Source organism: Methanosarcina sp. UBA289, assembly GCA_002496565.1.
Lineage (GTDB): Archaea > Halobacteriota > Methanosarcinia > Methanosarcinales > Methanosarcinaceae > Methanosarcina.
Genome location: DAKJ01000010.1, coordinates 1 through 22,421, shown reverse-complemented (window position 1 = coordinate 22,421; position 22,421 = coordinate 1). Strand labels below are relative to the sequence as shown.

Sequence of the window (22,421 nt, the reverse complement as noted above, 5' to 3'; positions counted from 1 at the left end):
AACAAACCTTTTAAAAAAAGGCTTGAGCGAAAAATCTTGCTAAATTAAAACTCCCAAAAAAGGCGTAAACAACCGGCGCAACGGTTGCGGTTCAATGATTGAGGTGAGAGCATCTGTGGATGAAAAACCTGAAAGGAAACCTATGAAAGTGGTGATTAAAGTAGGGGGAAGCCTTATCAAAGAGGCTCCCGAACTTGTAGACAGGCTGGTAAAGGAATTTGGTTCAGGAGGCCTGAAAACACCAGAAGAAGTATGTTCATCCGAAGGACTTCCTTATTCCATTCTCATAGTACCCGGAGGAGGCGTTTTTACCGATGCCGTAAGGGAGACCGACAAGAGTTTTTCCCTAAGTGAGAATGCGGCTCACTGGATGGCCATACTTGGTATGGAGCAGTATGCCTGCTATCTTCAGGATAAAAGCCGCGCCGTGGAAATAGATTCAATAGCTAGTCCGCCTCAGGGAGTTTCTATTCTTTTTCCATATAGGCTACTGAGAAATGAGGATCCTCTGCCTCATAGCTGGGATGTGACCTCAGATACTATTGCTGCCTGGGTTGCAAAGCAAACCGGGGCAATCTTAATAAAGGTCACAAATGTAGACGGCATATTCAGAAATGGAGAATTAGTCAGGGAAATTTCTGCTGCCAGCTATAGAGGAAATTGCGAAAGCTGTATTGATTTTGCCCTGCCGGAATTTCTTCTGAAAAACCGAATGGAATGCCAGATTGTAAACGGAAAATATTCAGATAGAGTTATTCAGGCAGTGTATGGGAAGCCTGTGCTCGGTACTGTGGTAAAGGGGAATATTTAAATCGTATATCGTATATGACTAGGGCAGAAGCAAAGGTGTCCAAAAGCATTAATTAAATTCAGTTCATTAAATCTGCTAACGTTAACAAAGGTGCCCGGAGAAGCAGAGGCTCGATGCTTAAGGAAGGCGCCTGATTCATCGGCAACTATTACAAAATACTATTTAAAGTAACTATTAAGGAGAGAAAAAATGTCAGCACAAAAAGTTGAGTACTGTACTTCATGCGGAATTCGCCTTGTGGAAAAGGGTTATGTAAAGTTCCCCTGTCCAAAGTGCGGATCAGAAATTGGAAGATGTTCAAGCTGCAGACAGCAGGGTAATGTATACACCTGCCCTAAGTGCGGATTCCAGGCACCCTGATTCAAGCAAAACCCGAATTATATTTAATATGCCAAATATACCTTAATTCGATTTAAAAGATAAATAAAAATATAAAGAGGAATCACAATGGGTGACGTTGCAGCAAAAATTAAAATTATGCCAGAGAGCGTTGATACTGACCTTGCAGAGCTGAAAGAGAAGCTCAAGAATGTAATTCCAGCAGGAGCAGAACTTCATGGAGATATTGTTGAAGAGCCTATTGCTTTTGGCTTGAAAGCTCTGATTGTGACATTAATCGTTAATGATGAGGAAGGCGGAACTGAAGCTGTAGAAGAAGCCTTCACAAAAATTCCCGGCGTTGAAAACGTCCAGGTTATAGAAGCCTATCGTATTTAAGAGGAGAAGAGATCCGGACAATGCGTCCGGAAAACTATAATTTCATATTCTCCTTTCTTTAAAAGGGCTCGTAGATCAGGGGAAGATCGTTACGTTCGCAACGTAAAGGCCGCGGGTTCGAATCCCGCCGAGTCCATTTAAAAGCATTTAATAGCCCTAAACTCACGAGCTAGATCTGTTACTCAAGCATCCGCTATTTCTTTAGCATGTCAGATTCTAAATATTAAATTGTACAGTTTATAACCATCTATTTTTCTCCGGATGAAAAGACTCTGTAAACTTGCAGATGTCAGTGAATGCAATCGGATTCTGGCTTATCAATCTCAATCAAATTGTAACACTGAGACATTTTCCCACGAACTTTGGAAGAGCAGACAGTTACCGCACTGATGACAAGCATGTTGTTTAATCTCCAGACCCAAGGGATATGCCAGTGCCCGCAGAGCACAAGGTTCATACCTGCGCGGTCCAAGAGTTTCAGGATATCTCCCGTGTCTACAAGTAATTATCCCCTACCAGTCCTGGGAATTGAAATAAGGTGATGGTGCAGGGCAAAAACTTTGAAGCTATCTAATAAGAGAATACTCTCTATCTAGCCGTAATTTTCCCTTTCTATGTTCCCTTCTTCAAGCTTCGGCTGGGAAGAATCAAATCCTACCACAGTGACTTCGCCAAAGTGCCCGAAAGTTGATCTGGTTTTGAAAAGATCCTCAAAAAAGAGATAATGGCATTTCTGGAGGCACGGTTTCCTGGAACTGCCACCTTGCTTTTTCATTCAATCCTGTCGATGAAGTTTTTTGCTCCATTATGGAAGATACTATATAATTTATAAATAAAATATATTTTATATAGTTAGATTCATTGAAAAAAAACTCAAAAATTAGATCGCGAGGGCAAGTTTTTGAAAAACCATAAGTTTTTGAGCGATATTCCAACAATCATTTTCCTTTAAATTTCACAGTAGATAAAGAATCAAAACCAACAAGTTAGTTCGAAATAATTTAAGGAAAAACGAGTTGGGAAAACAAGTTAATTGTAAGATAGCAATGTTTATTAAAGCCTAAATCTGATTGATTGTAAATGGACGACAAAGAGAAAAAAGATCTTAGAGGAGCCAACCTGATAAAAACTAAGTTTGAAGGAGCCGACTTTATAGAAGCTAATCTTGAAAAGGCAAATCTTATAGGTTCTAACCTTAAAGAAGCCAATTTTAAAGGAGCTAACCTTGGAAAAGCTAACCTCCAAGTAACCGACCTTCAAGGAGCTAATCTTGAGAAGGCTAATCTTCAAGGAGCTAAACTTCAAGTGGCTACACTTTGTGGAGCTGACCTTCAAGAGGCTAACCTTCAAGGTGCTGACCTTCAAGGTGCCGAACTGCAAGGGACTGACCTTCAAGAGGCTAACCTTCAAGAAGCAAACCTCCAAAGAACTGACCTTATAGAAGCAAATCTTGAAAGAGCTAACCTTCAAGGGGCTATATTTAATGGAGCTGATCTTCAAGAGGCAAATCTTCAAGAAGCTAATCTTCAAGGAGCTGAACTGCAAGGAGCTGACCTTGAAAAGGCTAATCTTCAGGGAGCTAATCTTAAAGAGACTAAACTTAAAAAAGCAGATCTTAAAAGGGCTAATCTCCAAGAAGCCGAACTGCAAGGAGCTGATCTTGAAGAAGCTAATCTCCAAGGAGCCGAACTGCAAGGAGCTAATCTTCAAGAAGCTAATCTCCAAAGAACTGATCTTAGAGAAGCTAACCTTGAGGGGGCTGACCTTGGTAAGGCTAACCTTGAGAAGGCTAAACTTAAAGAAGCTAACCTTATAAAAGCCAAACTTGAGGAGACTAACCTTGAAGAGGCAAAAATTAAAAAAGCTGACCTTCAAGAAGCTAAACTTATGAAAGCTAAACTTATAAAGGCCAAACTTCAAAGAGCTAACCTTAAAGGAGCTGACCTTCAAGAAGCAAACCTTATAAAAGCTAAACTTGAGGATGCTAACCTTCAAAGGGCTAACCTCAATGGAGCTAACTTTAATGGAGCTGACCTCCAAAGAGCTAATTTTAGAAAGGCTAATCTTCAGGGAACTAAACTTAAGGAGGCAAATCTAGAAGGAGCTCAGCATTTATCACTTGAGCAGCTTTCTAAAGTGAAAACACTTTATAATGCAAAATTAGATGAAAAGCTTTTCATAAAATTAAAAGAGAAGTATCCTGCCCTTTTTGAAGCATCTGATTAAGAGCCTATATAAAAAGGTTCATCACACGAGAAAATATTTACAATGTGGATATTCGCAATTTAACAGGTACTTGATATTATAGACATACTGTACCTTTTAACATTTCATTATTGACTTTTTATATGATGTTTGAGAAAAATAGCCACAGAGTAATTTAAAAGTCAAGAAAAGTTAAATCCCAGACCCGGTAAAATTCTAAACCTGTATCTTTAACAAAGATTTTACTTATTTTCAACGTTCTTTAAGAAAGAAACTATCACTGGATAACTATTGATTATTATCACTGGATAACTATTGATCATATTCCATTTTACGTGGCTTATGACTTACTAAGAATTGTAATGTTGAAATTAGTACAAGCTACAGGAATTATTCTATTAGAAAAGCAAAGAGATGCTTGAAAGCAATAAATAGATAAAAGGAATAGAAGTGAATTAAAATTTCACTGGCATATTCCGCTCTGCAGCTACGGGATACTCGACTGAAATAAAATGAACGCTATCTTTGTTCTACTGAATCAGTCACTAAAATAAAGACATCTTAAAATAAAAGATACCTTCCTGCAGGTTGAGAAATTCGAAGTAAATTGATAGATAACTCTAAATTGATAGGAATTCTGATAGATATTCATAAAGTTAGTTTTCCCTCATAAACTGCTTTAATCCATCTAATTTTAAATAGAGAGGGAAACTTTAAAAAATCCTGACAGATATAATATACTTTTTAAATAGAGGATGCATATAGATCAACGTACATATTTAAATTGAAATAATTCGGAAGCATAAAGCCAAAGGAGTAAAGAATGGAGAAATGGGTAAAGCCCTCAAAAAATATTTTTAAACTTTAGACTTTGAGAAGGCAATGTGCATTTTTTGTATTGGTAAATTTGTAATTTAAGATAAATAGGGGACTGGGAACTATTAAAAATAGTGATTTACCTGAGAAAACCGAAGAAATAGGAGAAACCCGTGAAGAAAAAATCGCAGAGGAGTTTTCTCTAAAAATCCCCAACATTTTCCTGAGATTAGGAAAAGAAGGAACAATTCTCTGTGCTAACAAGGCAGCTGATGCTCTTCTCGACTACTGGGGGACAAAAGAAGGAGAAAAGGTTCCTCAGTTGTTAAGACATGATATAAAAACAGTCCTCACACAGAAAGGTCCGAAAAATCTCGAAATTCAAACAGAAAAAACAAAGTATACTGCAGTACTTTATCCTTTTCCGGAAAAGGAGTATGTAAACCTTGAGGGATATGGCATAAGTTTTGGGGTTCTTACCGAAGAAAAGCTTCGTGAAAAGAAAAAACAATACCTATCCTTGAAAAACTTATACAGACTATCCTTAATATGCAAAGACTTTCAGGCGATTCTGGAAAAAAGTGCCCTGCTTATTGCTAAGGGTCTTGGCATAGAATTTTCCAGGATTCTGGAACTCAAGCCTGATGGAACCTTTATCATGAGGGCAGGATATGGATGGAAAAATAGGGTCATAAACAATGTTAGCATGAAAGAGAAGTCTCAGGCAGAATATACCCTTGTTTTGAGAAGACCGATTATCCTGGAAGATATAGAAACCGAAACCCGCTTTGAATGCAGTGAATTTATCAGGCAATATGGAATAGTCAGCGGAGTAACGGTCCTAATCGGAAATACAAATAAGCCTTTCGGGGTAATGGAAGTTTACAGTCAAGAAAAGAGAAAATTTACTGAGGATGATATATACTTCCTGAACTCTACCGCTTTTTTGTTATCTGAGATCGTAGAACGCCTGCAAGCTGAAGAAAAGCTCAGGATTCATCAGCAGGAGCTTGAAAAACTCGTCGAAAAAAAGACCCTGGAGTACATGGAAGCAAATGAGAAACTTGTACATGAAGTAATTGAAAGAAGAAAAATTGAGAACAAGCTTCAGAACAATGTTCGGTTTCTGGAAACCCTGCTTGATAGTATTCCAAGCCCTGTATTCCAGAGGGATTTGAATGAAATATACGTAAACTGTAATGAGAGTTTTGCCAGGCAGATTATGGGGCTTTCCAAAGATGAGGTTATAGGGGGTTCTTTCCGGGAGTTTCAGAAGAGAGTTCCAAAAGAGCTTGCAGATATATATCATAAGGGTGACAGGATCCTTATTAGGAAAGGGGGAAGCAACTATTATGAAACCCAAGTAGTCTGTGCCGACGGTGTGCAGAGAGATTTCCTTTTCCATAAAGCCACTTACCAGGACAGCTCAGGGAAAGTGGCCGGAATTGTTGGTGTAATGCTGGATATAACCCAGCGTAAAGCAGCTGAAAAAACTTTCAGGACAAGTGAAGAAAGATATCGGATCGCTGTCGAACAAACAGGGCAGCTTGTATATGATTATGATCTTGAATCTGGGCATATTGACTGGACAGGGGCAGTCTTGCAGCTTACAGGTTACAGTCCTGAGGAGTTCAAACAAATAGAGGTAGGAGACTGGATAATAAATATCCATGAAGAAGATCAGGAAAGAGCATGTGAAGCCTATAAGAGCTGTATGAGAACTGGAGGAAAATGCCTTGAAGAATACCGATTTCAGAAAAAGGACGGAAGCTACTTCCACGCTGAAGACAGTAGTATTTACCTTTTAAATGAAAAAGGTCAGCCGTACAGAGCTCTTGGCGTAATAAAAGATATAACGGAAAGAAAGCTTGCCAGGGAAATTCTGGAGAGAAATGAGGAACGGCACAGAGTAGCTGCAGAACAGACAGGACAACTCATCTATGATTATGATGTAAAAAATAATCACATTTCTTGGGCAGGTGCAATTGAGAAGCTCACAGGATATAGCTTTGAAGAGTTCCAGGGTTTTACCCCTGACCTCTGGGCTGACAATATCCATCCAGAAGACAGGGAAAAAGCTGTAAAAGCTCATCAAAGATGTATGAAGAGCGGGGAAAAATACCTTGAAGAATACCGATTCCGGAGAAAGAACGGAAGTTATTTTTCTGTGGAAGACAGCGGCGTTTACCTCACAGATGAATGCAGGGACATATACAGGGTACTTGGAGTTATTAAAGACATCACTGATAGAAAGAAAGCAACTGAAAAAATTAGAATAAGTGAAGAGCGGTACAGATCCTTTATGAAGAACTTTAGGGGAATAGCTTTCCAGGGAAATCTGGATTTTACACCCATTCTTGTAGAAGGAAATGTAGAGGAAATTACAGGATACCGTGGAGATGACTTCATCTCCGGAAAAGTAAACTGGCTTCAGGTTGCTCTGCCTGAAGACCGGAAAAAACTTTTTAATAATAATGAGAGACTGAGGAATGATCCACTGTTACTTTTAGAGCACGAATATCGCATAAGACACAGGAATGGAAAAATAAAATGGGTCCGCGAGGTTATGCAGAATGTTTCAGACCTTACAGGTACGAAAAGAATCCTGCAAGGTGCAGTTTACGATATAACCGAGCAAAAAGAAGCCGAAGAGTCTCTGAAGAAAATAGAAGAAATCCGTAAAAAAGAAATCCATCACCGCATAAAAAATAACCTTCAGGTCATTTCCAGCCTGCTGGAGCTCCAAGCCGAGAGGTTCAGCGAAAAAGAAGTTCTTGAAGCCTTCCATGAAAGCCAGAACAGAGTTTCCACCATGGCTATAATCCATGAAGAACTGTACAGGTCAAGAAATAACGAGACTCTTGATTTCTCGGAATACCTTCAAAAGCTGACTGTAGATCTTCTCCGCTCATACAATGTCAGGAAAGAGGATATTCGAATGTGTCTGGATATTGAAGAGATTTTTATCGGAATGGACACGGCAGTTCCTCTTGGAATAATTGTTAATGAGCTAGTCTCCAATTCATTGAAACATGCATTTCCTGAGGGTAGAAAAGGGGAAATCCGGATAAAACTCTGCAGGACTGAAGGGAATGAAGATAATAAAAGTGAGAATAAAAGTATAAGTAATAGCACCAATAATATTGATGCTAAGAGCTCAGTTAACAAAGGTAGTCACTATTCGCTGGTAATTTCGGACAATGGGTTGGGCTTTCCAGAAAATCTTGATTTCAGGAATACTAGCTCTCTGGGGTTACAACTTGTAAACATTCTTGTTGAACAACTGGAGGGTACAATTGAACTTCAAAAAGGTACAGAGACTATCTTTAAAATATTGTTTAAGGAAAACGACTGATTATTCGGAGGTTTATCCGATATCAAAGGGGAGATACAATGAAAAAAGCAAAAATTCTGGTTGTCGAAGACCAGAATATCGTGGCTCTTAATATTAGAAATAAACTGAAAAATCTTGGTTATACTGTTCCTGGCACTGCATCCACAGGAGAGGAAGCCATAAGAAAAGCTGAGTTGACGAACGCAGATCTTGTTTTGATGGACATTATGTTAAAAGGAGAAATGGACGGAATTGAGGCTGCCCGTGAAATTAAAAATCGGCTTCGAATTCCAGTGCTATATCTTACCGCTTATACTGACGACGAAACTCTGGAGAGGGCAAAAACTACAGAGCCTGCAGGATATATCTCAAAACCTTTTAAGGAAGAGGATCTGCACAGTAATATAGAAATGGCTCTCCACAAACACAGAGCCGAAAAAGAAGCTGAAAAAGAAAGCGAGAAAACTACTGAGTAAATTTTTCATTACATACCTAAACATGTCATGTCTCCGTGAAAACCTTAGAGGAAGCCTTACTGAACACAGGGATATGAAAACTGAAAAAGTGGAATTGAGTAGAGAAATACTATAAGGTATTGATGGAAGAATTCTCTAAAGTCCTTTCACAATAAAAAATAGACACTATTTTGATATCAGACAGGATGGGATTTTACATCAAAAACGGACTTTATTATTGAAATATATGACGTTTAGAATCAGGATATGTCTATCTCCAGATAGAAATCTAAAACATTGGATCTAAGTAAGTAATCTCTTTAAAAAATTTTATTCGTTTTGAAAAACACATTATATACTTTCGTTTTTTAATCACTGAAACTCGCTGAAAGCTGGAAGTATGCCAGCACTCATTCTCAAAAATATATTTTCTAGAGCGGGCATTGGAATAGACCTATAGTTCGAATATTATGTTAACTTCAGAATATTCCATACTATCCATATTAGCGGCGGCAAGAAAAAACTATACCTGCGTTTCTGAATAGTCCACTTGAGTGAATTAAAACGATTATTCTTGACCCTAGTTCAGCCTTCTTGAGTATAATGAAAAGGGCTACGTTTTCCCAAGAAAGAAATCGGATGCCAAAGCGCAATCTGGCCTTCCTCTCAAGATGATACTCAAGCGAGACAGAAGTCATGGGCAGCAGTAAAATTAATAAAAAGGATTAATGAAAAGGGATTACAATAAATGTATGATTTTTGGTGGTCAAAATATACAAGCCTGAGAGTGGGAGAGTATAAGTTTTTATTACCGAGACTTTCTGACTTGCAGTCTGTTGTAATTACTTTGTTGAGGGGAAAAAAATAGAGAAATCTAATGTGATTTATAAATGCTTAATTTTAGAGATTACTGGAAGAAATAGTAAGTAAATAAAAAGTAGCGGCGTGGCTCTAAAAACGTAAAAATGGATGAAAAAATGGATAAACAAAAAATTCTGGTTGTTGAAGACCAGGCTATTGTAGCCATGAATATTAAAACCCAACTGAAAAATCTGGGGTATATAGTTCCGGGTACCGCGATTTCAGGAGAAGAGGCGATAAAAGAAGCTGAACTTACAAACCCTGACCTGATTTTGATGGATATTATGCTAAAAGGAAACATGGATGGGATTGAAGCAACTCGGATTATTAAATCACGTTTTGGGATACCTGTAATCTACCTGACTGCCTGTACGGATTTTGAAACCCTCGAACGAGCAAAGCTAACCGATCCGGAGGGATATATTTCGAAACCTTTCAAAGAGGGAGACCTCCGTAAGAATATAGAGGCATAGAGGCCTTTTTTCTTAAAAGCCGGGCAAAAAAGAAAAACTGAGAGGATTTTAGAGTCCAGGTTAAAAGTAATATAAATCAAGTTGAAAGTATAAAAAGTAAAGAATTATAAAAATTAATAGAAAGGAAGAGTCAGCACCTCTTTCAGAGCTTAAGAACTTTTGCTGCTTTCATAGCATTGAAAACCATAGTTTCAATATCCATTTTTCGTTCCTCAAGTACAATAAGGTCGTAATTTGCTCCGATTTCTGGCCGCTCAGGGACAGCAGTGCAACTGCCTGCAGGCCTATTGGAGATATCGTAGGTTCCAATTTTGCGGGCAATATCCATGATTTCAGTTTTGTCTAATGCGATCAAAGGATGGTAAATGGGAATCGCCAACTGATAGATTTCAGCATACATATTCGCAGCAGTCTGGGAAGCTACCTGCCCCAGGGAAGAACCGGTAATAATTCCGCTTGCGCCTTCTTTTTTCATGACCTCGTAGGCTTCTCGGTACATCATGCGTTTGCAGAGAAGACAGGTATTTTTTCGGTTGCAGACATCGATGAAAGATCTCAAGTTCGGACCGTGAGGAATCTCATAAGTCGTAAACTGACGTCCTGGAGCCCACTTTTGGAGCTGGCGAATACATTCAAAAGCTCTTTCTCTTGCAGCATTCTCGGCATATGGGGAAGTATTGCAGTATACAGGAATAATCATTACTCCGCGCTTCATCATAAGCCAGGCTGCAACTGGAGAGTCAAGGCCGCCGGACATTAAAACGACCATACTACCCTGGGTGCCAAGAGGAAGTCCACCGACTCCTTTGAATGTTTTCAGATAGACATAAGCCAGATTTTGCCGCATCTCAACCAAAACTTCCTTATCAGGAGAGCTCAGGTTAACTCTGGGATGCTTTCCTTCTTTTTCCAGGGCACTCCAGATTGCATCTCCGCAGGCTCTTCCTATGTCCACCGAAGAAAAGGAATGATTTCCGCTTCTTCTGGCTTTGACAGCAAAGGACTCACCTTCTAAAATTAGGTCTTTAGCCAGGGCAGCACAGACACTGGCTGCATTCTCAAGGGTAGGCTCAGTTGTCAATGCAGGGGAAGTTGAGACAATCCCAAAAACATCAGCAGCGACTTCAGCCGCACGAGGATCCGTACTCTCGATAAATACCCGGCCCCATTCCCGCCGTATCTGGGAATATGGGATATCTCGCGAATCCATCATTGCTGCAATATTCTTCATAAGAATTTTTTCATACCAGTTTCGGACTCCGGTACTTTTAAGAGCAAGTTCGCCATAGCGGACTATGACTACATCAGACGAAATTTCAGGCCTTAAAGAAGAAGGGTCGGAACCAGGGTTACCTTGATTTTCGATATAACCTTCTGGTGTATGCTTGTTTTCTCTCGAGGTATTGGCATCAGCTTTAGGCTTTGCTTTGATCTCACTGGAATTGTCTGTCATGGATGCTTACGGTTAGGATGGCATGAAGTTTAAAACTTTCCGGATAAAGAATTTTAGTTGTAAAAGTAAGAAAGTTAATAAGCCAGAAGAAGAAAAATAATAAAAAGTTAATAAGATAGAAGAAAAATTAATAATAATAATAATAATAATAATAATAATAATAATAATAATAATAATAATAATAGATGAAAAAAGTTAACAATCCGGAAGAAAAAAGTTGATGAGCCATGGCAGTAGCAGAAAAGACTGATAAAAACAAATCTTAACGGTATGCAGGTAAATGCATACCGGAAAAGACCCTGGGTTTCAATTTTCCGGAGTTTCAAATTTTCGTGGAATTTGAGCTTTAGTCGGGCTCCGGAATACTCCATTCTTCACTACTATTTGCTCCTCCTTCATCAGGTTCTGGAACATACCAGTAACCTGAATCCTGGCTTTCCTGCCCCTCGTCAATATCCAGAGTATAGTTACTGCTATTGCTTTCCAGGCGGTCATAGGGTTCAATTATCGTTCCTGACTGAGAGGGCTCAATTGACTCAGTTATATTTGTACTCACATTTCCTGATACATTTTCTTCCCCTCCGTACCATCTTGAAGGCAGGGAGTAATTCAGAGTGCTATTATAATACTCAGGAAGGAAGAATTTAGTTCCTCTTTTCTCCAGGGCATCCACAAAACCGGGATCTACCTCATCGAGTCTTGCCTTGCATAGAGCAGCCTCATCTAATTTCTTTAGACTATAAAGGGCAAACCGCTTGTTGTAAAGGGCCGAAGACAAGTTCGGGTTGATTGCAAGGGCATTGTCATAACATATAATTGCTTCTTCAGTTTCTCCCATCATATTGTGGATGAATCCCTTGTTATACCAAGCTGTAATACAGTCAGGTTTAAGCTCTACCGTTTTGTTGAAGCAATTAAGGGCTGCTTTGTTGCTGCTTATTGTGAGATAAATACAGCCCTGGAAATACCAGGCTGTAGCATTGTCTGGATTGTATTCTAGAGCCTTATTATAACAGTCAATAGCTTGCTGGTATTTTTCCAACTTGTAGAGCGCAAAGCCTTTGTTATTGTAAGCATCCATATTACCCGGATCTAGCTCAAGAATTCTATCGTAACAGCCTACTGCTCCCTCAAAGTCTCTGCTTTTCTCAAGGGCTTTTCCCTGTCTGTAAATTATCCCCCTGTCGTCAGGTGAGATTTCAAGTATTCTCTCATAACATTCAGCAGTTTCCTCATACCTGCCAAGCTCCTCAAGTAAAGAGGCTTTCTCAACCAGGACCTGGGAATTGTCAGGCTGAAGCTCGATAATTCTATCGTAGTCTGTAAGTGCATCATCGGATTTATTGGACTTAGACAGAGCAAGAGCCCGGCTTCTAAGAGCTTCAAGGTTTTCAGGCTCAGAATTAAGAAGCGTAGTGTAACAGGAGATTGCCTCATCATATCTGCTCATATTCGAAAGGGCAAGGCCTTTTCCAAAGAGAGCCTCTGAGTTGCTGGAGTTTATAGCAAGCACCTGGTCATAATAACTGACTGCTTCTTCGAGCTTTCCAAGATCACCTACAGTAGAGGCTATTCCATATAAAACCGTACTTGACTGTGGATTAAGATCCAAAGCTTTCTTGTAGCATTCCAGAGCTTCCTCGCTTTTGTCTAACCTCTCAAGTATGGAGCCTTTTTCATACCAGGCTTCAGCACGTACAGGATTAATTGCAAGTACCATATCATAACAGGTAAGGGAATCGTTGTACATTCCGAGTTTATTGTAGGTTGAGGCTTTCCCATACCATGCCGCATCGTAACTTATCTCGGGGCTAAACAAGTTCAGATCTTCAGAAGGCTTGGAACTGTCTTCTGAATTTGTGTATTCATAGTTCAGAAGATAGGACCAAAAACTCCCAGAAAGCACCTGAGCAGGATTGGCATCTACGCCATTATTTTTAGCACGCTCTGACACTGCAACTTCTGTTGAGCCCTGTTCTTTGTTTAACTTAAAGCGTGCAGAGGAATATCCAGGATCGATTAGGAGAGTCTGGTTATAGCAATCTGAAGCTTCTTCATGCTTTCCTAGTTCATCAAGAACAAGTCCTTTATTGTACCAGGCATCGACACTGCTGGGCATAGCCTCAAGGACTTTGTTGTAACATATGAGCGAGCTTTCGTATTCTCCAAGCTTCGCCAGGGCAAAAGCCTTACCAGACCAAGCAAGGGTATAGTTTTCTTCAAGCTCGAGAGCTTTATCATAGCTTTCTACTGCATCTTCGTAGTCTTTAATTTTTGAAGAGTCAAAGCCTTTCTGGTACCAGACTTTAGCATAGCTGGAATCCAGTTTCAGGGCTCGATCGTAGCATTCAATCGTTTCTTTATACCTGCCAAGTTTCTCAAGATCCAAGCCTTTCATATACCAGACGGCAGGATGTTCGGGCTCGGTTTCAAGAACTTTATCATAACACTCAATTGCAGATTCGTATTTCTCAAGCTTATCAAAAGATAGGGCTTTCTCGTACCAGATTTTAACTGTGGGAGACTTAAATTCAGGGTCGGGATAAGATGGAAGTTCAGAATCGTAAACGTTTAGCTGTTCGAGTGAATCATTTACCATTTCTTCAACCTGAATCCCTGTGTCCGGGTTAAGTGCCTTATCATAGCACGCTATTGCAGCATCATATTGGCCGGTCTTATTAAGCAGAGAGCCTTTATTGTACCAGGCCTCAGAATTGCCAGGATCGTAGACCAGAACCTCATCATAGCACTGAAGAGCTTCGTCATTTCTCCCAAGCTTTTCAAGGCATACTCCCTTTCTCTGTAAAACATCAAGATTTTCAGGTTCTGACAGAAGAACAAACTCGTAGCAAGTAAGCGCCTCATCATAAATTCCCATTTTTTCAAGGTTGATTCCTTTATTATGCCAGGCGTCTACCATATCTGGATTAAAAGAAATTGCTTTGTCATAACAGTCTGATGCATTTTCGTAATCACTGGACTTATCAAGAATTAATCCTTTCTGATACCAGAGTTCAGAATTGTCAGGAGTAATATTAAGAGCCCTGTTAAAGCATTCAAGTGCCTCAGGATATTGATCAAGTCCGATGTAAGCCATTCCCTGCATCTGCAGAGAACTGGATGAATTGGAATTCAGTTCAATAGATTTTTCGTAAGAATTCAAGGTTTCCTGATCAAGTCCCAACTTCTCAGAAGCAAAAGCTTTTCGGTACCACACCGTAGAGAGATAGGTATCGATAGCAAAACTTTTGTCATAGCAGTTGATGGCCTCAACATATTTATTTAGCTCAAGTTGTTTGTTACCCTTATCATACCAGTTTTCGGAAGAAAAAGGAAAAGTTGAAAGAGCCATCTCATAACAGTTAATTGCTTCGTCGTTATTTCCCAATTCGGCCAGAGAACGTCCTTTTCCATACCAGGCCAATGAGGAATTATTGTCACTCTTAAGTGCGTCATTATAGCAAGTTATAGAAAGTTCATACTCTTTAAGAGAATATAAAATATTTCCCTTATCAATCAGGCCTTCTACAGAAGCTGGGCACTGTGCCATTATTTCAGAGAGATCAGGAGTGACTTCAATCTTTTCATTAATTTCAATCTTTTCATTAATTTCAATCTTTTCATTATTTTCTACAACCAATTCCTGACCTGTAATAGCTCCTGCCATAGGTAAAAAACCTGAAAAGAAATATAACATCAAAGCAAGGAGAATAAAAGAACCAACAATCAAATTATTTTTATTAACTGAGCTCATTAAATACCCCGGTTTATTCTAATGAGTTCTTATTGAAACATTTCATAGAGAGTCAACCATTATCATTATATTCACTATTCTGTACTGCTTCTGTAACTGCGTAAGTGCGAATAATTAAAGAATAAAAGTAACTAGATAAAATCTTTTTGCTCCCCCAATAAGTAATTTAAATAGTTTGAAGAGTCAATCTCATTCATTTTAACTTAAATTTAGGAGTTCTTATATATAAAATTTATGCAGTTTAAAAAGAACCCCAGGATTGTAATTATATTTAATGCAACAGTATATTATTGTTATAGAAATAATAAATAGAAAAATAAAAACGTTCAAACAGTAAAATAGAATTAATGATAAAAAATAAGATTAATAATTAAAGTATAATCTTAGAGTCCCGTAAATATGAAAAAATATTTACATTTAAACTCCTATTGCAAAATATGAAGAAGGAGGATCTTGATTTCTTCAAAAAATGGTTTCTGGATTATGTAGACCGATTCTCTTCTCCTGAAGCTTTTATCCAGGAAAACATTAATCTGAAAATCGAACATACGGCAAGAGTTTGTGAGAACATCCTTTTACTTGCTAAAGCGGAAAATGTAGGGGAGAAAGGTTGCAGGCTCACTGAAGTAATAGCTTTATTTCATGATTTGGGTCGTTTTGAGCAATTTATGAAATATAGGACGTTCAAAGACTCAGAATCTGAAAATCATGCCCTGCTTGGGATAAAAATCCTGGAAAATACCGGAATTCTTTCCCGTCTGCCACCAAGAGAAAAAGTTCTAATCCTGAAAGCCGTGGAATATCATAATCGCATGGAAGTTCCCGAATGCACAGAAACCAGCAGGGAATTCCTTTTTTATTTAAAATTGATCCGGGATGCTGATAAGTTGGATATCCTGAAGCTTATAAGCGAAGATTACCAGAAAGAGGAAGAACTCAGGAACCCAGCTCTCGAATTCAATATGCCAGATACGCCCGGCTTTTCGAGAAATATAGTTGCGGATATCCTGAATAACAGGATGGCAAAGCTTGCAGATGCCAAAAATAGAAATGATATAAAACTGCTTCGCCTGAGCTGGGTTTTTGACGTTAATTTTCCTGAGACTTTTTCCCTTCTCAAAGAGTGTGGCTATCTCGAGACAATTCTCGACTCAATGCCCGAAACCGAAGAAGTGCAGATCGTACGCAGACATCTTAAGAGCTATTTAAAGAATTCAGTTGAAACCAGACCAGAAATAAAAACGTAAAAACCAGGCCAGAAGTAAAAACGTAAAAACAAGTGCCAGTTAAGCCAATAAGCTCGAAAGAGTAAGGATTAGGTATACCGAAACATTAAACAAAAATTAGATTAACTGAGACTAAAAGAAGGAAAACATATAAAAGTTTTAAAGATAGTTAATTAGGAAAGAGAAATCTACTCAGGAATTCATCCCGTTTAAATTCACTGCGGAATTCAATCCATATATCTTCTACGGTTTTCACCGCCCAGACTGCGTCGATAATCCGAACGAATTTGGTTTCTTGACTGTTCTTCAAGCATTGATTCCAGGGAATCTTCCTTAATTTCTTCCTTTATATTTTGATCCTTTTTCATCATCTCTGCTCTATCTTGATCTTTTTCCTCTGTCATATTAAAATCATCCCTGCGTTCATGATATAGAAATACATTTGCCTTAATTTATATTTTCACGTAAACTTCCTGTTCAATTAGTCCAATAAGAGTTTATTTAGGCCCTTTCATTTTGGAGAGTTTCAGAAAGATATTCAGGTTTTATCTGTTGCCTTAAGTCTATTGCCTTGAGTCCGGAAGGCTGTTCGATGAATTCAACCTCGAGCCCGGAAATTTCGCGCAACCTGGAGCATAAAGCCTCCATGCCTGGATTTTCCGTGGCATAGTGGGTGGCGTCAATAAGGCATAGGTCCTCATACTCGCGGAGAATGTTATGCTTAAGTTCGGAAGATATGAAAGCGTCAACTCCATTTGTCCTAGCAATTTCAAGGAATTCAGTCGCAAAGCCACTGCCGCCAACAACCATTACCCGCTTTATACCCTCTTTTTCTCCGGCATACATGACAGGAGTTTGCAGGATATCCGAGACATGAGAAGCCAGTTCAGCCGAAGTACAGGGTTCGACCTCCCCTATTCTGCCAAATTCCACATTTTCAATATTCTTTAGCCCAAGCCTTGCAGCAAGAACATCATTAATGCCTCCTTCGGCCCTATCGTAATTTGTGTGCATGCTGTAAAGGGATATCTCGTTATCAAGGGCAAACCTGAGAGATTCAGCCAGGGGTTTTGAGACTTTATTTATAGGGTGGAAGATAAGGGTGTGGTGGGTAACCAGAAGATTTGCTCTCATTTCCGCAGCTTTCTTAATCACATAAGAATTGGCATCGAGGGCAACCGCAATTCTTTCTATATTGTTTTCCAGGTTGAGAATTAGCCCTATCCTGCCTTCATCAAAGTCTTCAGCAAGTTCAGGCGGCGCAATTTCTTTTAGAATTTCTACAATTTTTATAATTTCCATGGAAAAAACTCCGATACCAGAAAGGGACTGCTACTTCTTGATTAGATTTGGAGATTTGCTAGACTTCCTTTCCTGACCCTTGAAGGAGCATGCAGCCTTAAAAAGAAAACGACTCTGATATAAGAAGTTTATTTGAGATTGTAAACAGTACAAAAAATTAAAATATCTTATGCCGAGATAACTTATAGAGTTTAGACAAATTTCTGATGAACAATAGAATTAGATTTAATAAATAATAATGAGTTTGAAAGATGTAAAACATAGGGGAGTACTGGGGCAAAATCAATGCATCAAATAGTAAAATATGGCTGGTGTCATACAGTTGGTATCAATCATAAATAAACGGTTAATAATTATATAAGTTATATATGGAAATATAAAGAGCCGTAGCCATTACAGCAGCTCAAAATGTATGCTTCCAGTGCGCAGATCCGTTACAAGTATCAAGTTAAAGGAAGGTAACTATGGATAAGAAGCTTGCACTGGTTGCATTACTTGCCTTTTTCTTCGTTTCAGCTTTCTCAATAACCTCTCTTGCGAAAGAAGACATCGAGTGGGTAGAGAAACAGGATGGGACAACACTGTACTGGGGGAACACAGTAACAGTTAATGACTATGTTATAAAGGCAGAAGATTTCAACGATGAAGGACAGATGTTTATTTCAATCTCAAAGGATGGGGAGAAACTGAAGACCTCTCCGCTTTCAGCAGGCCTGGAAGTCGTATATGACGACAGGATAAAGGTTTACGCCCAGGAAGTAGATCCAAATTATGAAACTATTGAGAGAGATGGAAAGAAGTTCAAGACAGGAAACTGGAACCCTTATGCTAAACTGGATATTCTTGTAAAAGGAGAACCAGAGTTTGACATAGACGTTGAAACTAAAAAAGATACATATGATTCAAAATCTACTGGAGACAACGCAATCGATGTTTCGATAAAGATTAAAAACGATGGAGACGCAAAAGCTGAAAAGGCTGTTCTAACAATCGATACTGCCGGAATGGAAGTCCTAAAAGGAAAAACGAAATACACACTTGGAGAAGTCCTTAAAGACGAGACTCTTGAACCTGTGAATATTACAGTAAAAGCTCCCAAGCCATGGGAAGATACTGACCTTAATATAACTGCAAAAATTACGTACGTGGATGTTAGGGACGAGAAATACGAAGACGTAGGTTTCAAAGTCATAAAAATAGAAAAAAAATGGGGCCTTGTTATTTCAAAGCTTATTACAAAAAATAATCACATGGGAAAGCCTATCCACGTTTTGGTCAATGTCCGGAATGAAGGGCTCTGCGACCTAGATGATATCGAATTTAAGGATTCGATCGCTCCCGAAACACATCTTCAAAAAGACGCGGTGCTAGAGAAGACCCTTTCCCTTAAATCCGGAGAATTAGCTGAAAGGGTTTTTGAGTACAACCTGATTCCTGAAAAACCGGGAGAATTCACCTTCCCAAAAGCAACGGCTACCTTTATCCTTCCTAATGGGCAGGATGGAGAAGCGGGTTCCAATAATTCAGAAAAGGTGAAAATTTATGGGCCTGAAATCTCAGTTACAAAAACCATTAACAAGCAGCAACTAAATTCCGGAGATGAACTGACTGTAACGATCACTGTAAAAAATACCGGAAATGTTGATTCAAGTGTGACAGTAACCGACACCGTACCTCCGGAAGCTAAACTAATAAGCGGAGAAACCAGTTTCAAGCAGATTGTAGGAAAGAATAGCGATTCAAAAACAGTAACCTATATCCTGCAGATGCATAAAGAAGGAGAAATCCAACTGCCTGCCTGCAAAGCAAGTTTTCTCGACCTTGATGAGTACTCAGGAGAGGTTATTTCGGACACTCCTGTTGTTTATGTAGGAGTACCGATTTCCCTTGAGGGAAGAAGCGAACAGCCGGAGGGAAAAACGGACTCCAATCAGGAAAAAAATGAATCCTCAGTTCAGGTGCAAGATGAAGATTCTGAAGATACTCCTGGGTTCGGCCCTGTCCTTACCATAGCAGGACTTCTCGCAGTTACGTGCCTTCTAAGAAGTAAGAAAACCTGAAAACTTGATGAATAACTCGCCCGAGTTCCGTCTCAAGAGGACGGAGCTCTTTTCGCTACGCTCAAAATAACTGGATTTTCTTCGCTACTTTTTTCTTTTTTCTAATTATTTTTTTATAGTCAGGTCTGAACTTTCTTGCTATCCTTCAAAATTAAGATATTAATACGAACTTCTTTTTACCTTAAGATTTATTTTAATAAAAAACAAATTAAAAAACATGAAATTAATATGCCTGTGATCTTCCGAATGTGGAAAAACTCGATATTAGAAGTAACATAAAGGTTTGAAAGATAAAGGTCTGAAAGAAAAAAGATCTGAAAGCAAAACAGGGGCTCAGTAATGCCGTTAGAAAAGAGAATCGCTTTTCGGGAAAAGGAAGCAAAACATGAAAGAACTCCAGAACAGGTTTAAAGCTAAGACTTTAATTCTTACTCACGGAGATTCAGATGGGATCTGCTCAGGTGCAATTGCAAAAACTGCTTATCCGGATGCTTATGTGTACTTTACCAACCCGGTTAACCTTCTTGACAAATTAAGTCTTATAGAGAATGTGAAAACCCTTATTATCTGCGATATTGCAATCGATGAAAGGAACTGCTCTGAACTCCATGCAAAACTTAACGAACTTGCGAAAAAATGCAACCTTTATTACATAGACCACCACCCTCTCCCGGAAAGCTGTCAAAAAGAAAACTGGTTCTATCATGATACCGAAGTCTGTTCATCCGAACTGACCTACAGGTTCTTTGAAAAACGATTAAACAGAGATATGCGTAGGATAGCAATCTACGGAGCGATTGGGGATTTTTGCGACAATACTCCGCATGTAGAGAGCTGGGTCAAAGACTGGGATAAAAGGAATCTTTATTTTCAGGCCGGAACCCTTACACAGGCTATACTTTATAAAGGAAGAGAGTACGAATTCAAAAGAAAACTGCTTGAACCCCTCTCAAAGGACATCATCCCTTCAAATATCCCAGAGCTTCTTGAGCTTGCCAGGGAAGCCGCAATCAATGAGGAAAAGATCAGAGTTTTTGTTAAGGAAAACGTGGAAGTCCTAGAAAACAGCGCTTATGTTGTAAATACAAATAATTCCATCTCAAAGGCAGCGATCTACGCAGCCTCCTACGGCAGGCGGGAAGTGGGGATTGCAGCCGAATATCGAGAGAAAAATGGAGCTTATGACCTGAGTATCCGCTCTAGAGGAGAGATCGACGTAAACCAGATTCTCCGTTCAGTTGCCTCAAAATTTGGAGGGAGTGGAGGGGGACATCCTCTTGCAGCAGGCGCTCGAATTCCCGAAGATTCCCTCAATGCATTCCTCAGGGCTTTTGATAAGAAACTGGGGAAAACACATGGGTAAAAAAACCAGATCACCACTTGACCATCCCAACAATATCATTTTCACTCAAGACTTTTTTTAAAGGCTTGGAGGTAAAAACAATGGAAACCAGTAAGACTGCAGCCGAAAGCGGAGTAAGTTTTGAGATCATCTTTGTAGGCCGCTCAAACGTAGGTAAATCTTCCCTGCTAAGAGAACTCTTCGGGGCGAAAGTAAGAGTTGGAAAACGCCCGGGGGTTACCCTGCGCCCTGCACATGCCCAGATCTCGGACTTGCTTATCACGGATATGCCTGGCTTCGGCTTCATGAGTGGAGTAAAAGACCGAAAACAGGATATCGTAAAAGACAAAACCGTGCACTATATCGAAGACAATGCCAAAAAGATCAAGCTAGGAGTGCTTGTAATAGACGGGCCGGCTTTCCCGCAGATTGTAGACCGCTGGGATTCAAAAAACCAGATTCCGATAGATGTTGAGATGTTTGATTTCCTCAGGGAAGTCGGGATCGACACAATTATTGCCGCAAACAAAATGGATAAAGTAAAAGAGAACGAGTATGATCCTCTTCTTGACGAGATAGCAGCCCGCCTCGGACTTGAGCCTCCCTGGCAGAACTGGAAGCATATAATAGCTCCTATTAGCGCCAAAAAAGGAGACCTGAAAGCGTTAAAGGGCCTGCTTCGGGACAGGCTGCACGAAATGAAAAGAGATGACCTGTTTAAGTATGTTTGATTTGAAAAAACTCGTCATAAGGCATAATTACCACGTAACTTCGCTTCTGAGTGGACCTTATAATACCCAAAAAGCCTTTCTCCCCACTCAATAGCCTTTGGATCAGAGCTAAACAAACCTGTGGTTATGTCATACTCAATGCCACTTTTCTTGTGCAGGCTTAAGGCCAGGCATTTATCCGTAACGATTAGCCCCATTTTAAGGTCTTCATTCTTAGATATTAACTGAAAATTTTTATAACTTTTCAGTACATCCAGTTTTTCTGTATAAGGTGACTGTTTTAATTCTTCTGCAACATGAAGAGGAACTATAAGCTTAACAGGAACTCCTTCTTTCACTCTTTCCGAGATGGAATCAGCGTATCCTTCAGTTATTACGGATGATATGCCGTATATATGATCTGCCTCTTTAATCGTTTTTAACTGATTGCTGTAAACATTAAGGATTTTTGTTCTTCTGTCATAGATAACTTTAGAATTATACAGATATCCAATTTTATTTAGTAGTGGAGTGGGAATTCCCTCCATGTAATGCATAGACCAGAAATATTTGAATTTATTAATTGTCCCAAATGTTGCAAAAGAGTCAGCTACTCCAGAAGCCACAATTTTTTCTATAGGAGTTAGGCAATACTCACGTTCTTTTGTTTCTATTAGATGATCTTCTTCCAGTTTTCTTAGCTTTGGAATTATTGCCTGGGATGTACTTCCAGTAATTTCACGCAGTTGGGAAAGTTTTCTGCTGCTTTCGTTCAATGACAGAAGTATCTCGGTTAGAAGTCTTGACCTATATATAGCCTGGAGATTATCTTCCATTTCATTATAAATTTCAAAGCTATTCATTTCCGTCGCCGCGCACCTACAGATTTTTTCTTATTTCTT

Annotated in this window: 18 protein-coding genes and 1 tRNA gene; 12 read left to right on the top strand and 7 right to left on the bottom strand. The window is 39.2% G+C overall.

Annotation, left to right across the window (positions count from 1 at the left end; translation table 11 throughout):
* Positions 1–94 precede the first annotated feature (94 nt).
* The 4 genes from BP549_RS03790 to BP549_RS03775 all read left to right on the top strand — a co-directional run bounded on the left by BP549_RS03790 (position 95) and on the right by BP549_RS03775 (position 1,664).
* The gene (locus BP549_RS03790; RefSeq protein WP_292378251.1) at positions 95–811 is read left to right on the top strand and encodes an amino acid kinase; all 717 of its coding nucleotides are present in this window, start codon (positions 95–97) and stop codon (positions 809–811) included.
* 189 nt (positions 812–1,000) lie between these two features.
* Positions 1,001–1,171, top strand: coding sequence for a zinc finger domain-containing protein (locus BP549_RS03785; RefSeq protein WP_292373150.1), 171 nt, complete (start codon positions 1,001–1,003; stop codon positions 1,169–1,171).
* 87 nt (positions 1,172–1,258) lie between these two features.
* Positions 1,259–1,528: an elongation factor 1-beta gene (locus tag BP549_RS03780; RefSeq protein ID WP_292373152.1), complete on the top strand. Its 270-nt coding sequence runs from the start codon at positions 1,259–1,261 to the stop codon at positions 1,526–1,528.
* 64 nt (positions 1,529–1,592) lie between these two features.
* Positions 1,593–1,664: transfer RNA gene (locus tag BP549_RS03775), tRNA-Ala, on the top strand.
* A gap of 153 nt (positions 1,665–1,817) precedes the next feature.
* On the opposite strand, the gene BP549_RS03770 is transcribed toward BP549_RS03775, so the two are convergent.
* Together BP549_RS03770 and BP549_RS03765 are read right to left on the bottom strand one after the other, a co-directional pair.
* The gene (locus tag BP549_RS03770) at positions 1,818–2,000 is read right to left on the bottom strand and encodes a metallophosphoesterase (RefSeq protein WP_292373153.1); all 183 of its coding nucleotides are present in this window, start codon (positions 1,998–2,000) and stop codon (positions 1,818–1,820) included.
* Positions 2,001–2,120: 120 nt separating this feature from the next.
* Positions 2,121–2,303: a hypothetical protein gene (locus tag BP549_RS03765; protein ID WP_292378250.1), complete on the bottom strand. Its 183-nt coding sequence runs from the start codon at positions 2,301–2,303 to the stop codon at positions 2,121–2,123.
* 305 nt (positions 2,304–2,608) lie between these two features.
* Here BP549_RS03765 and BP549_RS03760 point away from each other — a divergent pair, with 305 nt between their 5' ends.
* The 4 genes from BP549_RS03760 to BP549_RS03745 all read left to right on the top strand — a co-directional run bounded on the left by BP549_RS03760 (position 2,609) and on the right by BP549_RS03745 (position 9,672).
* Complete coding sequence (locus BP549_RS03760) at positions 2,609–3,754, top strand: pentapeptide repeat-containing protein (RefSeq protein WP_292378248.1); 1,146 nt, start codon at positions 2,609–2,611, stop codon at positions 3,752–3,754.
* Positions 3,755–4,871: 1,117 nt separating this feature from the next.
* The gene (locus tag BP549_RS03755; protein WP_292378246.1) at positions 4,872–7,904 is read left to right on the top strand and encodes a PAS domain-containing protein; all 3,033 of its coding nucleotides are present in this window, start codon (positions 4,872–4,874) and stop codon (positions 7,902–7,904) included.
* A gap of 38 nt (positions 7,905–7,942) precedes the next feature.
* On the top strand, positions 7,943–8,359 hold the full coding sequence (locus tag BP549_RS03750; protein WP_292373159.1) for a response regulator: 417 nt from the start codon (positions 7,943–7,945) through the stop codon (positions 8,357–8,359).
* A gap of 956 nt (positions 8,360–9,315) precedes the next feature.
* Positions 9,316–9,672 (top strand): response regulator, encoded by a 357-nt coding sequence (locus BP549_RS03745; protein ID WP_292378254.1) that lies wholly within the window; start codon positions 9,316–9,318, stop codon positions 9,670–9,672.
* Positions 9,673–9,814: 142 nt separating this feature from the next.
* Here BP549_RS03745 and thiI read toward each other — a convergent pair whose 3' ends face one another.
* Positions 9,815–11,125, bottom strand: coding sequence for a tRNA uracil 4-sulfurtransferase ThiI (gene thiI, locus BP549_RS03740; protein ID WP_292378242.1), 1,311 nt, complete (start codon positions 11,123–11,125; stop codon positions 9,815–9,817).
* A 346-nt stretch (positions 11,126–11,471) separates the two neighbouring features.
* Positions 11,472–14,879, bottom strand: a complete 3,408-nt coding sequence (locus tag BP549_RS03735; protein ID WP_292378239.1) for a tetratricopeptide repeat protein — start codon at positions 14,877–14,879, stop codon at positions 11,472–11,474.
* Positions 14,880–15,316: 437 nt separating this feature from the next.
* Between BP549_RS03735 and BP549_RS03730 the strand changes: the two genes are divergently transcribed.
* Entirely contained in the window at positions 15,317–16,126 is an 810-nt protein-coding gene (locus BP549_RS03730) for an HD domain-containing protein (RefSeq protein WP_292378237.1), read from the top strand.
* A 206-nt stretch (positions 16,127–16,332) separates the two neighbouring features.
* Here the strand turns inward: BP549_RS03730 and BP549_RS03725 are convergent, their stop codons facing one another.
* Both BP549_RS03725 and BP549_RS03720 read right to left on the bottom strand, forming a co-directional pair.
* On the bottom strand, positions 16,333–16,509 hold the full coding sequence (locus tag BP549_RS03725) for a hypothetical protein (RefSeq protein WP_292373167.1): 177 nt from the start codon (positions 16,507–16,509) through the stop codon (positions 16,333–16,335).
* A gap of 97 nt (positions 16,510–16,606) precedes the next feature.
* Complete coding sequence (locus BP549_RS03720; protein WP_292378235.1) at positions 16,607–17,407, bottom strand: Nif3-like dinuclear metal center hexameric protein; 801 nt, start codon at positions 17,405–17,407, stop codon at positions 16,607–16,609.
* 464 nt (positions 17,408–17,871) lie between these two features.
* Between BP549_RS03720 and BP549_RS03715 the strand changes: the two genes are divergently transcribed.
* The 3 genes from BP549_RS03715 (at position 17,872) to engB (ending at position 21,540) form a co-directional block, all read left to right on the top strand.
* Entirely contained in the window at positions 17,872–19,467 is a 1,596-nt protein-coding gene (locus BP549_RS03715; RefSeq protein WP_292378233.1) for a BatD family protein, read from the top strand.
* 385 nt (positions 19,468–19,852) lie between these two features.
* Positions 19,853–20,830: a DHHA1 domain-containing protein gene (locus BP549_RS03710; protein WP_292378231.1), complete on the top strand. Its 978-nt coding sequence runs from the start codon at positions 19,853–19,855 to the stop codon at positions 20,828–20,830.
* Positions 20,831–20,910: 80 nt separating this feature from the next.
* The gene (gene engB, locus BP549_RS03705) at positions 20,911–21,540 is read left to right on the top strand and encodes a GTP-binding protein EngB (RefSeq protein ID WP_292378229.1); all 630 of its coding nucleotides are present in this window, start codon (positions 20,911–20,913) and stop codon (positions 21,538–21,540) included.
* Positions 21,541–21,554: 14 nt separating this feature from the next.
* On the opposite strand, the gene BP549_RS03700 is transcribed toward engB, so the two are convergent.
* Complete coding sequence (locus tag BP549_RS03700; protein ID WP_292378226.1) at positions 21,555–22,382, bottom strand: helix-turn-helix transcriptional regulator; 828 nt, start codon at positions 22,380–22,382, stop codon at positions 21,555–21,557.
* Positions 22,383–22,421 lie beyond the last annotated feature (39 nt).